5 protein-coding genes are annotated in these 16490 nt (G+C 58.7%); all 5 read left to right on the top strand.

Going from position 1 to position 16490, the window contains the following annotated elements; all coding sequences use genetic code 11:
• The first annotated feature begins 147 nt into the window (after positions 1-147).
• The 5 genes from B8115_RS16355 (at position 148) to B8115_RS16335 (ending at position 16418) form a co-directional block, all read left to right on the top strand.
• Positions 148-2517, top strand: a complete 2370-nt coding sequence (locus B8115_RS16355; RefSeq protein ID WP_010628909.1) for an MraY family glycosyltransferase — start codon at positions 148-150, stop codon at positions 2515-2517.
• A gap of 39 nt (positions 2518-2556) precedes the next feature.
• Complete coding sequence (locus tag B8115_RS16350) at positions 2557-3438, top strand: hypothetical protein (protein WP_010628908.1); 882 nt, start codon at positions 2557-2559, stop codon at positions 3436-3438.
• Positions 3439-3916: 478 nt separating this feature from the next.
• Positions 3917-6139 carry an EAL domain-containing protein gene (locus tag B8115_RS16345; RefSeq protein ID WP_238539236.1) on the top strand — a complete coding sequence of 741 codons (2223 nt, stop codon included), beginning with the start codon at positions 3917-3919 and terminating at the stop codon, positions 6137-6139.
• Positions 6140-6567: 428 nt separating this feature from the next.
• On the top strand, positions 6568-8073 hold the full coding sequence (locus B8115_RS16340; protein WP_238539235.1) for a ShlB/FhaC/HecB family hemolysin secretion/activation protein: 1506 nt from the start codon (positions 6568-6570) through the stop codon (positions 8071-8073).
• A 38-nt stretch (positions 8074-8111) separates the two neighbouring features.
• Positions 8112-16418, top strand: coding sequence for a filamentous hemagglutinin N-terminal domain-containing protein (locus B8115_RS16335; protein ID WP_010628905.1), 8307 nt, complete (start codon positions 8112-8114; stop codon positions 16416-16418).
• Positions 16419-16490: the final 72 nt, after the last annotated feature.

The raw sequence follows: 16490 nt of genomic DNA, 5'->3' as shown, positions 1-16490 counted from the left end.
ACGTAGGGAGTTTTATGGGAGCATGGAGTTTCATTCCCCTGTTGGCCATGATGTTTTCAGCCATTGCAATTGCTGTGCTTCGTCGCCCGGCGGCGGCGGTGGGGCTGGCCGATAAACCCGGGGGGGCGCAAGCAGCACGACGGTGTCGTGCCGCTGACCGGGGGCCTTGGGGTTTTTATCGGCTTTTTGTTGGTGCAGCCGCTCTTGCCGGTCGAGCAGGGTGGGTTCGGGCCGCTGTTCGCCGGCATGGCGCTGTTGGTGGCGTGTGGGGTGATCGATGATGCCCGTGACATGCGCTCCACCGTCAAGCTGGGCGTGCAATTGGTGGCTGCTGTGCTCATGGTGGTATGGGGCGGCCAGGTGGTAAGCCTGCTGGGCGAGTTTCCCATGGTAGGGGAGCTTCGGCTGGGCTGGCTGGCGGTGCCGGTTACCGTGGTGGCGGTGGCGGGGCTGATCAATGCGGTGAACATGATGGATGGCATCGATGGCCTGGCGGGGGGCACGGTGCTGGTCATGTTGACCTGGCTTGGCATCATCGCGGCGGTGCAGGGTCAGGTCTCGCTGCTGGTGGTGATCGTCTCGCTGGCGGCGGCAGTGGTGGGGTTTTTGTTCTTCAACATGCGCCACCCGTGGCGCAAGCGCGCCAGCGTGTTCATGGGCGATGCGGGCAGTATGGCGCTGGGTTTTGCCATTGCCTGGTTCGTGATCGAGCTTTCCCAGCAAGACGCCGCGGTGATCAGCCCCGTGGCCTATGGCTGGATTCTGGTCATGCCGGTGATGGACACCCTGAGCTTGATGATCCGCCGCATTCGCAAGGGGCGCAGCCCATTCTCCGCCGACCGCGATCATTTGCACCATATCTTCCTGCGTGCCGGGTTCAGCCCAGGCTCGGCCACCGTGGCGCTGATGATGATTTCCGCCGCGTTGGGGATGGTGGGGGTAGTGGGCTCATTGGTCGGCGTTCCGGATGTACTGCTGCTGGTCGGCCTGTTGGGCGCTGCCGTGGCGCATTTTGTCTTCGTCAAGCATGCCTGGCGTACCAGCAAGGCGCTGCGAAGGCTGTATGCCAGTCCCCGAGGGGCTGCTTTTCTGGCTAATGTCCAGTCGGATGGCGTCATGCTGCGTACTCGCCCCATTGTGTATGGCTGGCGTCGGCGCCTGGCATTGGTCGGGCTCTATCTGGCGCTGTTCACGCTTACGCTGAATCCCTGGCTGAGCGGATTAGGGGCGGTGATGGTACTGCTGGCCACCTTGTTTGCACTGCCCACCTTCTTGCGCGATGCGACTCGTCTGCCATTGTTCTGGGTCAGCTTGGGGCTTGGCGGCTATGTCGCGTTGAGAACGATCGGGGCGAGCAATACGGTACCCGTCTCACCGGACTGGCTGCCACTGCTGCTGATTACCGGTAGCTTCAGCATTCCTATTGGTTGGTGGCTAGCGCAACTGCGCCTGCAGTGGCCTTGGCTGTTCGCGGTCTTCTTGCTGGGCGCGGTGGCGTCCTTCGTCGCGCATGCCGATTGGCAGCGCCTAGGCAGCGGTGTGCTCTCCAACCCGCATGTCTGGGGCAACCCTTCCCAAACGGGCTTTGTCGCCAGTATCGGCTTCGTGATGCTGCTGGCCATGCTGTTCTCAGGTGTGCAACGCCTCGGTATTGGCTGGCGACCCACCTATCAGGTGGGCGGGGCACTGCTGATGTCCATCCCGGTGTTGGTAGTGCTGGTGGCGAGTGGCTACGCCACGGGCTGGCTAGGTGCCATGGCCGGGGTGCTCTGTTTCGCCGGGATAACACTGATGATGGGCATTTATCGCAGTCGCCAGTTCGGCCTGGTGGGTATCTTGAGCTTGTTGCTGATGCTGCTGTTGGGCTTGGTGACCTGGCAGTTACTCGTCAGTGACGATCGAACCCTGGTGGCGGGGCTGCTGCATCCCTTGCAGGCCATCTTCCTGACCTTAAAGGGCGAAGTAATCACGGCGCATGCCGTGCATCCTGGCAGTACCGAGCGCCTGATGCTGTGGGCGCAGGCGTGGCGCGAGTGGCAGGGGAATCTGCTGTTCGGTACTGGCAGCATGGCACCCAGCGATGTGGGGCTGTGGTTGAAAGGTTATCAGGGGTTTCATTCGCTGTATGCGGGGGTTGTCGTCGGCTTCGGCCTGGTGGGGGTAGTGGGGTTTGCTGCGGTAACGGTGTTGTTGGTACGTGCGGTACTGCAGGTGGCGATCAAGAAGATTTGGCCGGCGGCCTGGGCCATTGCGTTGCTCAACTGTGCGGCGGCGGTGGTTACCATGTTCGTACTCGCCGTGCCGATTCGCGATGCAGGCTCGCTGGCCCTGGTTGTGCTGCTGGTGTCGTGTGGGGCTACCGCCGCGTTTCATCACTCCTGGGTAGGCATGCGTAAATCGCATGCAAGCCTTCAGTCGTGGTTTGTCGCAACCGCACAGGGTGATTTGAAATCTGTGGGTGTGTCTGAAAACCGGACGTTACAACAAAGCGAGGCAAGGTCAGCTGACGGCCAGTAAGGATGACCCTATTGATAACGTTGAATAAATGGGAGTCCCATGAATAGTCATAAGGGTGTTACGCGAAGGGCGATCATCAATCTGGTGATGGTTGTCTTTTCCTTGATCTTCGGGGTGTGGCTGGGGGCGTGGTACTTTGGTGTACAGCCTTTGATGCGTGATTTCAGCCCCCAGCCGATTTCGGATATCTTCAGTAGTATTAACGCGCTTTTTGCTGGGCTTGCTTTCGGCGGCGTGATTTTGACCATTTTCCTTCAGATCAAGGAACTGCAGGAAACGCGAGACGAACTGGCCAAGACGGCGAGTGCAAACCACTCAATGGCGCAGGCGAACTTGGCCATGGCGGTGCATGCGAATGAAAAGTCCGTTCTCGACCTGTTTCAAGTCTACTGCAGTGAGTACTTTCAGCAGGTGAAAGACTCATCAATGAGCGTGCTGATACCTTGCGTGGCAAGCAGGAAGTATTGTGAATTCGTGGTGAGCCGGTTTTTCGTAGCCGACCAGCTGCCTTTTCCCGAAGAAAGTTGGGATAAAATCAAGCGTGTGACTTACTGCAAGACATACGATGAGTTCAGATCCGAAGAGCAACGATATCGCTACAAGCTCGATGAGCTGATTAATTACTTTACACTTCTGGCTGGTCAAAGCAATTCGAGTGAGGTGATCCGGAAATGTGATTTCTCTTACTCATGGTGGCGGCCGCTGTTCTGGATGCTAGCTCTGCTGCAAGAAGATCGCTATGAGCAGAATGAGGAAGTCAGAAAATATGCTACTCCTTTGTACCTGAGAGCTGTAGTGGAAAAATTGGACAGTGTGTATGGCTTCGAGCCGTTTGCCAATGCTGAAGAAGCTTGGCAATACATATTGAATCACCCCAAGGTAAAAAGTTACGGTGTGGATGAGCTTTATTCATCGAGTTAGTCGTCAATACTGTTCGTCTTTACTAGATTCGGATTTACCCATAAAACGCCCGCATTCGCGGGCGTTTTTTATTTCTTCGGCGAAATTTTCTGTGCAGCCGAGGTCGGGCCGATTGGCCACCTTGCGCATGCTTGGCCTAGTCTACCCGAGCTTCCTGAATTTCATTAGTCTGCAAAGAAAAGCAACCACGAAGGCTTGCGCTGATGGCGTCGTCTGACGTGTCGCGCCCAGTGGCCAGGTGATGGACGATTCCAGTGAGGTAAGCCGTGCCGGGTGGCCGCGGTTCCCGATGAACGGGCGCTGTTAAAAACCGAAAAAAATGCCCCTCACACCTTAAGGTGTCTTAATTTCTGCCGATATAGGGTATTGGGAGAGGTGAGCTTTGAACTAAGTGTATTTTCAGTTGTTGATGATGTTGATTTTTATTTAGGTGACGCTTCCAAGAGGGAGGCGTCGTCCTCTGAGAGCAATGGGGGCGATGGCGTTGACGAAACGAGTTGGCCACGAATTTTCTTTGTTTGAAGCCCAGCAGAAAATGCATGAGATAATGGCTTGCCAGTGCCAGGCCCCTGTTGAGAAAAGCTTGGTTGCCGTTGCGCAGTGGGTGGAAGCTTTGCATGCCGACCACCGGAAACTTGCCGGAAGGCATCGGTCCTTGTTCTTCAACCATCCCGATGGTATCTGCGGGCTGGACCTCGCGGGTCGTTTCGAGCGGGGCAACGAAGCTTTTGAAGCTATCACCGGTTTTGCCTGTCAGGAAATGCTCGGCCATCATTTTCGCGAATTCATCGAGGTTAGCTACCGGCATAAAGTGCAGGCTGCTTTCGAAAAGGCCGCCAGTGGTAGTACTTGTCAGTATGAAGCGTTGGGAGTGCGTCGTGATGGCCGGGTTATTTGCTTGGAGATCGTCAACTTTCCCATTGAGTTGGATGGCGAGATTGCCGGCGTTTATGCTGCCTGCCGAGACGTAACCGAAAGCAAGCGTAGAGAAGCCGAACTCAGGTTATTGCAGCGGGGTGTCGAGGCCACACCCAACGGGATCATGATCGCGGATGCTTTATTGCCGGATACGCCCTTGGTGTATGCCAATGAGTCGTTTTACCGAACTACAGGCTATACGCCCGACGAGGTGTTGGGGCGTAATTGCCGCTACCTACATGGTGAGGAGACGGATCCCCAAGCGCTGGATGCACTCCGTAGTGCCTTGCAACGCCATACCGAGATAGAGGTGACGCTCCTCAATTATCGCAAGGACAAGAGTACCTTCTGGAACCATCTGTCCATCAGCCCCATCCTGGACGAGCATGAGAGGTGCACCCATTTCATCGGTATTCAGCAGGACATTACGAAATATCGCGAGCAGGAAGAGAGACTTGCGTTTCAAGCCACTCACGATCCACTCACCGGTTTGCCTAACAGTCTCGTGTTCGAGGAGCGCTTGGAAGCCAGCTTTCGCCAATGCCAGGGGCTGCTGGTCGTGATGCAGCTCGACCTGGATGGCTTCAAGGCTGTCAATGACGGCCTGGGTCATCATGTTGGTAACAAGCTGTTGAAGGAAGTGGCACGGCGCTTCCAATGCCAGGTTGAGCCGGGCGATACCCTGGCTCGTTTGGTGGGGGATGAGTTTGGCCTCCTCTTACCGGGCCTTGGTTGTCGAGATGAAGGGGCCTCGATGGCTCAGCGGTTACTTGATGCATTGGCCAATCCAATCGAGATCGAAGGCCAGCCACTGCATATCAGTGCCAGCATTGGGCTGGCATGTAACTGTGAGCCCACGGTAAATGCCCAGGAGTTGATGCAGCGTGCCGACTTGGCAATGTCGTCAGCAAAACAGAAGGGGCGCAACACCTGGGAATGGTACAACGGCGAGGGGCAGCGCGATGTTACCGAGTTCGTACTGCTGCGCCATGATCTACATGCTGCGATTCAGTCGGAGCAGTTCGAGCTTCACTATCAACCCATTGTGGATGCCGTTTCGGGAACGGTTCGTAGCGTAGAGGCGTTGGTACGCTGGCCGCACCCTAAACGTGGGCAGCTTTCGCCCGGTATCTTCATTCCCTTGGCCGAGCAAACTGGCCAGATCATCGATCTGGGGCGCTGGGTATTGCGCCAGGCATGCCAGGACGCTGCCGATCTCCTCGAAAATGATGGCTGGGTGCTTCCTGTTGCGGTCAACATTTCTTCGCTGCAGTTCCGTCGAGAAGGCTTTCTTCAAGAGGTGTGCGACATCCTGGCCGAAACGGGGCTTCCGGCAGAGCTGCTGGAACTTGAGGTGACCGAAAGCGTGCTGATGCAGGGGGCCAAGCAGGCGATTTCGTTGATCGCCAGCCTACGAAAGCTGGGCGTTCGTGTGGCGCTCGACGATTTTGGCACCGGCTTTTCCAGCCTCAGCTATCTCCGCGACTTGCCTATCAACAAGGTGAAGCTCGACCGCAGCTTCATTCGCGACATGGTGTTCGATCGTAATTGCGCGGCCATCGTCCAGGGCATCATCACCATGGCCCACCATATGGGCTTGGTCGTCGTCGCAGAAGGGGTCGAAGAAATCGAACAACAGCAAGACCTTGTACGTCGTCACTGCGATTATCTACAAGGCTTCCATTTTTCCCGCCCGGTGCCCTTGCATGAGCTCAAGCGCTTGCCCGACAGGCTGCCGTACGGTGCCGAGGAAGTCCATGAGCGGCTTCTGACGGGGGTTTGAGATCTTTCGTTACGAAGCGAAAAAAAAGTTTTCAGAGGGCCTAAAGAAACTTCGACACCTGTCGATAGAGAGTTCAGGACGAGTGTGGCCCGCTCCAGAGCCAAAGACGAGGGGCGTGCTACGAGTACGTGAGGTACGCGGGACGCGTAACGATAGGCAGTAAAGGTGTTAAGGATCGGCCTGTTTAAAGCGACCTGCGCAGGCACTTGCCCAGCATCGCTCTGATCTCGCCGTGATCAGGCGGAAAGTTCGTATGACTTTCTATTCGTAGAAGGCGGCTGCTACTGCTGTGCCGCCACGGGCACATGTGTCTTGGAATTATGATTAAGAATAGAATCCTTCTGAAATCAGTGTGCTGCACTGCAAGTTTGGTATGTCTGGCTTCCTCTGGGGCAGCTTTTGCCCAGACGGAAACGGTAGAGCTGCCTTTGGCGCCTGCAGCGCCGGCCGTTAGTGGTGAAGCGACGGTTACCATCCCGGGGGTGGAATTCACCGGGGTAAATGTCTTCACCCACGAGCAACTTACCAGCCTGATCGCGCATGAGATCGGCCGCCCTTTGTCTTTTGCCGAATTGCAGGAGATGGCACGAGTCATTGAGCAGCACTATCACGATTCTGGCTATCGATTGGTGAAAGTGGTCATTCCGGATCAGGCATTCGCTGACGGTCAGCACCTCAAGCTTGCGGTGTTCGAGGGTTGGTTGGGGAATGTCGAGGTGGAAGGGAATCAGCGCTACAGCGATTCTCGTGTCGTTCAGACGTTGGCGGCTGCGGGCCTGCAAACTTCCCAGGCCTTTACCATGGAAGACGCTGAGCGTGCCCTGACTCTGCTTAACCGCCGTTCCGGTATCGAAGTGAGCTCAACCCTGCGGCCCGGTCAGGAGGCCGGCTCTACCGACATGCTCGTCGATGTCAGGGAGTCCAATCGTGTGGCGGGTTCGGTAGAGGTCAACAATTACGGTAGCAAGAATAGTGGCGAGCATCGTGTCGTGCCGTCTCTCAAGCTACCGAATGTGACCGGGCGTGGAGATGAGCTGAACTTCATCGGCATGCATACCCTTGACAGCGGTAATGCGTACTTTGGCTATGTGGCTTATCAGACGCCTGTCAATGTCGTGGGTACCAGCGTTCATGCCTACGCTTCCAAGGGCAACGTTTCGATTGGCCGGGAATTCAAGGTGCTGGAGATCGAAGGCGACAGCTCTTCCTGGGGGCTCGGTGTGAGCCAGGATTATGTCCTCTCGTCTCGCAACATCATCAATCTCGAAGCCTGGCTGGAAGCGCAGAACCTTGAGCAGACCATGCTGGGGTTCACGACGTCGGATGACCGGACTCGCAAGCTCAGGTTCGGTGCGAGCCTGGACAAGAGCGATATCGGCGGACGAACACTCGCTTCGGTCAATCTGCACCAAGGGTTGGGTGACACTCTTGGCGCGATGGAAAACGACTCCGCTTTTTCCAGCCGGAGCTATGCGGGAGCCGACAACGATTTCACCAAGCTGACGTTCGATCTGATCCGCTTGCAGCGCCTTTCCGACCGGGTGCTGTTGATGCCCCGCTTGAGCGGTCAGTATGCCTTCGATTCCGTGGTTGCCAGTGAGCAGTGGTCTGTGGGCGGCTTCAATTCGGTGCTGGGCCATCCCTCTTCGGCATATTCCGGCGATAGCGGCTTCACGGCGAGTCTTGAGGGTCGTTATGCCTTGATTCAGGGTGACGACCGCTTCCAACTGCTGGCACGTGCCGACCATGGTCAGGTCTTCATCAAGACGCCTTTTATCGACCAGGACGATAGTACGGATATCTCCGGCTTCGGTATCGGCCTGTTGGTCCGTCCCATTGACAGCGTCGACCTGCGCGTCGATTGGGGCGTACCGGTGGGCAGCAAGACCGAAGACAGCTCTTACGTTTATGCCCAGGCGCGATATCGCTTCTGATTCTGGCTTCGCCTTTTTTCTTACGTCAGGAAACTAGAATGTACCGTAAACAGAAGAAAAATAGCTCGGTGATCGTGGCGGTATCGGTCATTGGCCTTGGTCATGCTACCGGCGCTATTGCCGCTCCTACGAATGGAGAAGTCGCCAGGGGAACGGCCTCCATTTCGACCCATGGCCTCGAGACACTGATCAACCAGACGTCACAAAAAGCTGTCATCAATTGGGACACCTTCAACATCTCTACCGATGAGCTGGTAAGGTTCGTCCAGAACAATGCCAGTGATATTGCGCTTAACCGTGTAGTCGGCGGCGGTGGTGCATCACAGATTCTCGGTGGGCTCCAGGCCAATGGCCGAGTGTTCCTGATCAACCCCAACGGCATCCTCTTTGGGGCAGGGGCTCAGGTAGACGTGGCGGGCCTGGTGGCCACGACGTTTGACATCGCCGACGATGATTTCATTGATGGCAGGTTCCACTTCAGCCAGAGCGACAATCTGGCCGCCTCGGTGAGAAACCAGGGTACCATCACGATTGGCGACAATGGCTTCTTGTATCTGATCGCTCCTACCGTAGAAAACAGCGGCTCTATCGTGGCTAACCTGGGCAAGGTTAGTCTGGCCCATGATGGCAGCTATAGGTTGGATCTTCAGGGTAACGACCTGATCAACTTCAGCGTGCCGGTGGGCCTGGTGGGTCATATCTCCAACAGCGGCAATATCAACGGCCAGACCGTGGCCCTTGGTGCCGATCTGGCGAATGCGGTGATGACGTCGGTGGTCAACACCGGCAACATCACTGCGGCTACCTCGCTGACGATGACGGGCGGCAGCGTTCAGCAGTATGGCAGTGTGGTGGCAGAGAGTGCCCGAGTGGAGGCGACCGCTTCCATCAGCGGCGCGGGCCTGATCGAGGCGGAGACGGTTTCTCTCCAGGCCGGAACCGGTATCGGTACCCAGGCCCAGGCGATCAGGACGCGGGCGGAGCATCTCGATGCCACTCTGACGGATAATGTCGGCGGTGTGTACATCAACGAACTGGACGGCCTTGAAAGCCTTACCGTCGACGTTGCCAGCCGCCCGGTTTCCATCGAGATGGACGAGCACCATCACCTGCGCCTGGAATTCGACTCGCAGTCTCGTCTGTCGACCAATGGGCCGAACACGACGGACATCGCGTTCACCAATCGCAATGGCGGCGTGACCCTGTCAGGCGTATCGGCAGGCGATCTGAGCGTTACCGCGCAAGGCAATATCGTCAGCGATTCAGCGGTTGCCGGCAGTACCGCTACCGCCTCGAACCTCTACCTGGAAGTGACCGGTGAGGGCTCGACCATCGGGGCCGAAGGCAGCCCGCTGCGGGTCGATGCCACGACGCTCAGCGCCCATGCCAACCGTGGCCATATCGTGGTTACCGATGTGGCCGGTGGCGTTGCTTTGAACGAAATCGATACCGGCAGCAACTCGGCCGAGGACGGCTTGCGGGCCATTATCAAGGCCGAGAACGGCAGCATTACATCAGCCAATACCACCACCCCCAACGTGACCGCCTGGGCCACCAACCTGGAGGCCGATGGCGCCATTGGTAGCGCAGGCCAGGCGATTACGACCAGCGTCGATGTGTTGAACGCCTCTACTCAGAATGGCGGCATTCACGTCGAGGACCAGCAAGGCCAATTGGTCGTGGGCAATGTCACGGCCCGTGAGCGCATCATGGTTGGTGGCCAGCCGGTGGCTTCGGCCGCCATCAGCAATGCCAACGGTCAAATTACCCTTAGCGATGGCACGACCGTAGGTCAGCATGATGTCTCGATTCGCTCCCAGGGCGACATGTTCCTGACCGGAACGGTTTCGGCGACCGATGCGCTCGTGGTCCAGTCGCAGCAAGGTGCGATCATGGCCGCCGATGATGCGGTTTCGCTGGTGGGGCGTTCCATCGATCTGACTGCCAACGACCGGATTGGCGTGGATGGCGCTTCGCTGCGTACCCAAAGCAACATCGTCAATGCCAACTCGGGCAACGGTGGGGTATTCATCACTGAGAGCAACGGCCTGACCGTGGGGACTATCGTTGCCCAGGGCGACGACAATAACGTTAAGCTCTCCGCTACCCAAGGTGACGTCCAACTTGGCTTCATCGATGCAGTGGGCGGACAGGTCAGTGTCGAGAGCGTCAACGGACGTATCCTGGATAACAACGGCGCGGCGCTCAATGTGCGGGCAGACGCCGTAGCGTTTACCGCCAAGGGCGCCATTGGCGCCGCGGCAAACGCCATCGAGACCCATGCTCGTACCCTGACGACACGTACCCGCGACCAGGGTGTCGGCACCTTCATCGACAACGTCGGTGCTGCAGAGGCGTTGAGCGCGACGACCAACCGCGGCAGCGTGGCCATTGCCAATGCCAACGGTGTGCTGGCTTTCAACGGTACCAATGGCCAGTTGACGCTGAACAACGGCGGCTTGGCCAGCGAGCTCGACCTCGATTTTACCAATACGGGGGGCGATATCGTTCTGGGCAATATCGACCTGGGCGACAACGATGCACGCCTGAATGCTTCCGGAAGCATCACTCAGGGGGCAGGTGCACTGCTTACCGCCGACAGCGCCACGCTGCAGGCGGGGCGTCATATCGGTAGCGGCGCTCAAGCGGTGAGAACCGATGTTTCTTCGTTGGATCTCACTACGCTCGACGGCAACATCTTCGTCGATAACCTGTCCAGTGGGCGCTTGCAGCTCAACGCGCAGGCAAGCGGCACCGGTGAAGCCGGTTCGGTGTCGGTCACTCATGCGGGTGACATGGCGGTGGGTAGCGTCAACTCGCGTCGCTCTACCACGCTGCGTGCTGTGGGTAGCATCGAAGGCGAGGACGACTCCGGCGCTTACCGGGTCACGGCGGATGGCATGTCGCTCGAGGCGGATGCGATAGGCAGTGCGGAACTCGCGTTCTCTACCCGTGCGACTGGCAATGTGTCGCTCCTGGCTCGCGAGGGCGATATCTACCTGACCAACCTCGGGGCGATGCAGCTCGTCGATGCGCAAGCCGCTGGCCAGGTGGATCTGGTCAACCATGGCGATCTCATCCTAGGGCGCTTGGAGGCAGGGGAGGATGTCGAGCTTGCCGTGCAGGGTCGGGTTACCGACGGCAACGGTGGCGGACTGAATATTTTGGCCCGAGGCCTGAAGGTCAACGCCACCCAGTTCGGCACGGCCAACGATGCCATCGAGATGATGGTCGACAACCTCGTGATCGATACGACCAACGGTGGTATCTACGCTTATCAGAGCGGGCATGTCCCTCTGAATCTGCATCGCGCGCAGTCTTCCGGTAGTGGCAGCGACATTCGTATCGGTGCCGATGGGGACATCGCGCTGGGTACCGTGTCTGCGGCCGGCAATGGGGTCGAATTGCGCAGCGGCGGTAGTATCGAGGATGCCAGGGGCTCCGGTGTCACGGCACCCAACGTACGGGCCAGGTCTCTCGAGATTGCTGCTGAGAATGGCGTGGGCGCCAACGGTGACCTGGCGCTTGACGTCAGCTTCCTCTCCGCTAGTGGCGGTACGGGCGATGTCAACGCCTCCAACCTGGGCGCGATTGCGGTCGATCGCAATACCCTGGTCGGCAAGGGCGCCTCTGGTGTGAGTATCATCGCCACCAGCATCACCATTCTGGATAACAAGGGCGGCGTGATCACCATGGACGGCGGTCGGCTGGTGCTGACGGCTACCGACGGCAACATCGTCTTCCTGAACCAGAACGATACGATTTACCTGCCCGGCGGCGGCAGCATTACCCTGACGGCGCTCTCCAAGTCGGAGCTGGATGGGTATCGCGGCAGCATCATCGTCGGCAACCTGACGACTGACGGCGGCGATATCAGCCTGCATGCCGAGTCCAACATTACCATTGGTATGCTGGATGCACGTGGCAATGCCACGCAGGCCGGCGATATCTGGGTCGAGTCGCGTAACGGTGTGATCCTGGATGGTAACGGGACCAACGCCAACCTGCGCGGCGACCACGTGACCCTGATCGCCAACACCCCCGGCCATCGCGAGGCAGAGCTGGTACGCGATACGGCTATCGCGGAATACTCTGCGCGTGTGGCCGAAGCCAATGCCAAGGCCTCCGTGCTTGAAATCCTCGAGCAGCAGCTGCAGTCGCATATCGTGATGGCATCGAATGCAGCGGTGCTGCAAGGCATTGCACAGTACAACCGCACGACCAAGCAGTATGAGGTGAATCGTGCCGCCAGGGATGTGGCGCTGGCGGAGGCCATCGTCGATACGCTCAACACGACGCTGAACGCCTTGACGGTGGTGCGCAATGCGGCGGCTATCGTGACCGGTGCCATGCAGGCCGTTCCGTTCAGCGGCGATGCCGGTGCCGACGCGGCTTTTGCCGTGGTCGACTTGGCAATGTCTGTCGCTGCCATGGCGCTGGATGAATATGAGCGCTATAACCTGGGGCCGAAGCAGGCCGCCTTGGACAGCCTGAACAACGAGCTGGACCAGGCGATTGCCAATCTTTACAGCGCCACCAATCTGCTCAATCACGCCAACGCGCTGCGCGATACCACTCAGGTGTCTCGCAATATCGCCGATCTCGCTCATTTCAATGCGGTAGTGGCGCGCGATGCCAGCCAGCAGCTGCGTCGGCAGGCGGTTGCGGCGTTCGATCTGAATCAGGACATCGACATGTCGGCGGCCAAGCCGCTGGGTATCGAGGCTAACCGCCTGGATATGCGTACCGGTAGCGGTCGTGACCTGAACAGCGGCGTTTACCTGAATTCGCAGGGCGATCTGGGGCTCGGTAACATCGCTTCCAGCGGCAGCGTGCGGGTGACCGATGTCCAGGGCAACATCAGTATCGTGGGTGAGGTGAAGAGCCCCGATTCCATCACACTGCAGGCAGGCGGCGCCATCCGTGGTGCCGGTGGGACCTGGGTCAATGGCTTGTGGGTGCCGAGCAGCGGTCAGTTGATCGCCCCGGATCTGCTTGCCATTGCCGGTGGCGGTGTAGGCATGGATCAGGCCGTTCGCACTCGTGTCGATCGGCTGGCGGTCGATGCCGGAACGGGCGGGGTCCATGTGTTCAACCGCAATGCGGGCCAGGCGCTCGTGGTCGATAGCCTGGGCAGCACCGTCGGCATATCGGGAGATGGCGACATCACCTTGGACACCGATGGAGATCTGGTCCTCAACCAGGGTATCAAGGACACCGATCTTGCCAGCGAAAACACGATCCGCCTGGAAAGCGGCGGTGCGATCGTCGATGGCAACGGTTCGGCCCGCAATGTGGAGGCCCAGCGTGTCGTCGCCTACGCGGTGAACTCCATCGAACTCGATACGGCCACTCAGGATCTGACGGCACATGTCAGTGGCAGCGGTAACATCACGCTGCGCGAGCATGACGATATCCATCTGCGTGATCTCGTTGCCGATAACATTTCGGTGACAGCGGGCGGTCACATCGAGGTAGGCTCGCTTGCGGCCGATCTGGAGCAGGGCAACATCGTGCTTGCCGCTGGCGGTCGCATCGATAACGACCAGGACACCTCGACCCGTGTCATCGGCAATCGCCTTAGCCTGACGGCCGGTGGATCGATTGGGGCGACGGGTAGCAACGCCACTCGCTCGCTGGATACTTCGGTTGCCACTCTGGTTGCCAACGCCGGCGGCGAGGTCAACATCGCTGAGTATGACGACCTGGTGATCGAGTCGCTGGAGACCACGGCTGGCAACGTCACGGTGGAAAGTGCGACGGGCTCGCTCCAGGTTGGCCGTATCGTTACCGGCACCGATGATGAGACCATCACTTTGGTGGCCCACGAGGCGATCAATGCCACCGGCGATAGCCCGGCCAACCTGACGGCGGCCGACCTGAGCCTGCATGCCGGTACTGGCATTGGCAATGTACAGGGCCTGAAAGTCAATGCAGAACGCCTTGTGGCTGAGGCTGGCGCTGGCGGTATCGTCGTCTCCGACCTCTCGGGTGATCTGAGGATTGGCGGTGTTACGCCAAACCTGGGACGCGGCCCTATTGAGGGGCTGCGTGCGGCGGGAGGCGAGATTCGCGTTTCCGCCGAGAGTGGCAAGCTGTACGTGGATGAGCACGTCATCAACTTCGATGGCGATGTCGTTCTCTCGGGTAGCGCGGGTGTGACGCAGGAGGCCTATGTACTCGCCCAGCACGGCGACGTGGCGGTATCGTCGAGTGCAGGCAGTATCGCGATGGCCGAGGGCGCCTTGACCGCTGCTACCCATAGCGTGAGCTATGAGGCTGATGGCGACCTCCATGTGACCGAGGTCTTTGCGCAAGATGTCGTTCTGACGGCGAGCAATGGCGCGCTGACTGCCGCTGACGGCGTGGCACGTAACGTCATTGCGGAAGGGCTGGATGTCACGGCCGCCAATGGTATTGGCACCTCTGCTGGCGCGTTGAAAACCGATGTAGATCGTCTCTCGGCCAGCGTCACAGGTTCTGGCAACGTCTTCATCGAGGAGCACGACGACGTTCTCCTGACTCGCGTGAGCAACGCCAATGGCGATGTGCATGTGGCCGCCGGCGGGGATATCGATATTCAGCGTATCGATGCTCGCAATGGCCGTGTCGACATGTACAGCGAGGGGCAAGTCAGTACGGTGGGCCAGGGTCGCATTTCTGCCAAGGACCTCTCCGTCATTGCTGAGCATGGAATCGACGTCTCGACCCAGGTGGAGCGTGCCGCCCTTCTGGTGCAGCAGGCCGGTGGTATCAAGGTTAGTGAAACCGATGCCATCGATCTTCTGCAGGTCATCACCACAGATGGCAATGTCAGTGTGACTGCCGGTGGTCGCATCGGCGTGGAGAGCGTGGAGGCTGGTGGTGCGAACAGCGCTATCGATCTCACATCCGGTGGGGCGATCGTCCAACGTTCCGGAAAAGGGGGCGGTAATGGCCTGCTTGCCAATACAGTTACGCTGAACGCTGCATCGGGTATCGGTAACGATTCTGGTGGTGCGCTCAAGGTCGACACTGACCGTCTGGTGGCACGTACTCAGTCGGGTAACGTCTTGCTGGATGCTGCCAGTGGTCTATTCCTCGAGGATATTCGTAGCGGAAACGGCAACGTTTCGGCGCTGGTGCGCAACGGTGATGCTACGGTAGGTCGTATATCGTCCTCTAACGCTGTCGACCTCGCAGTGTTAGCCGGGGCATTGCGTGATGATGGCAACGCCAGTACCCGTATCGCCGCCAATAGACTGACGCTGTCGTCCCGTGATGGCATTGGCACCAACGCTGCAGCCATGCAGACAGATGTCAATTCATTGGCCGCTACGGTCACTGGTGCCGGTGGCATCTTCCTCGATGAACGTAACGGCCTGAGCCGCCTGAGCGCTGCCACCACCAGCGGGAACATCCGTGTGCGTGCCCTGGATGGCGGCATGGGGGTCGATCGTGTCACGGCGGGCGGTGAGGGCAGCCTCGTCAGCCTCGAGGCACGCAACGGCAGTATCCGTGACGTCAACAACGATACCCGCGTGAATGTGGCAGGCGAGCGGATTCAACTGAAGGCGAGCAACGGTGTTGGCCAGGCAGGTAATGCGCTGGATGTCGATGCCCGCCGGCTGGTCGCCGATGGTGGCGCCGGTGGCGTGTATCTCAACAGCCTCTCCAGCTCGCTGATCCTGGGTGGCTTGGGTGGTCAGCAGGAGGCGCTGAAGAGCCGTGGTGGCGACATCGTACTGACCACAGCAGGCGATCTGGATGTTCAGCAGGGTATTGCGACCGGTAATGGTGGCAATGTCAGCTTGACTGCCAAAGGCGGTGTTACCCAGCAGGCCGATATCAGTACCGCGGGGAATGGCAATATCGCGGTTACCGGTGGCACTCATGTCGTGATGTCGCCTGAGGTAACCACGAAAGCGGGGCGTGGGCATGTGAGCTACTCTGCGGGCGATTTGCTCACAGTCAGCAATATCACCACGTCAACCGGCTTGAATGGTGGACGGGTGACGCTGCAAGCGCCCAGGCTCGTCAGTAATGCCAGTGAGCCCGGTAGTGTGCAGGCGGGCTTCGTCAATGTCGTGTCGCCGCAGGCGAGCGACGACATGCTGAAGCGCTTGGTGGGCGATACCGCTGACCAGTCTCGTCTGAGCATCAACGACCGTATGGCAGGGGGCAGACTGGCGGATGACAGGAGTTTCATGGAAACGCTCCTGCTGCCTTCGGTCATGTCTGCGCCACGCACTGAAGGTGTGGTTTCAAGCGCTGACCTGAATCCGTTCTTCGGCACCGAAGGGTTGAGAAATAGCGCTTTCGATACCACTGGAGCGGATGGTGTGTGGGTGTTTCAACCGAAGTGATGTAAGCAGATAAGTGTGGTATGCGAACCCCGCCAAGAAGAATGGCGGGGTTCGTTTTTTCATGGCCCTCAG

It is taken from the genome of Halomonas sp. KM-1, assembly GCF_000246875.1.
Classification (GTDB): Bacteria; Pseudomonadota; Gammaproteobacteria; order Pseudomonadales; family Halomonadaceae; genus Halomonas; species Halomonas aerodenitrificans.
This window is presented reverse-complemented; position numbering and strand designations above follow the sequence as displayed.

What these genes read in the sequence shown, in the direction of transcription:
- B8115_RS16350 (WP_010628908.1), top strand. Translation starts at nt 2,557, where the DNA reads ATGAATAGTCATAAGGGTGTTACGCGAAGGGCGATCATCAATCTGGTG.
- B8115_RS16345 (WP_238539236.1), top strand. Translation starts at nt 3,917, where the DNA reads ATGGCGTTGACGAAACGAGTTGGCCACGAATTTTCTTTGTTTGAAGCC.
- B8115_RS16335 (WP_010628905.1), top strand. Translation starts at nt 8,112, where the DNA reads ATGTACCGTAAACAGAAGAAAAATAGCTCGGTGATCGTGGCGGTATCG.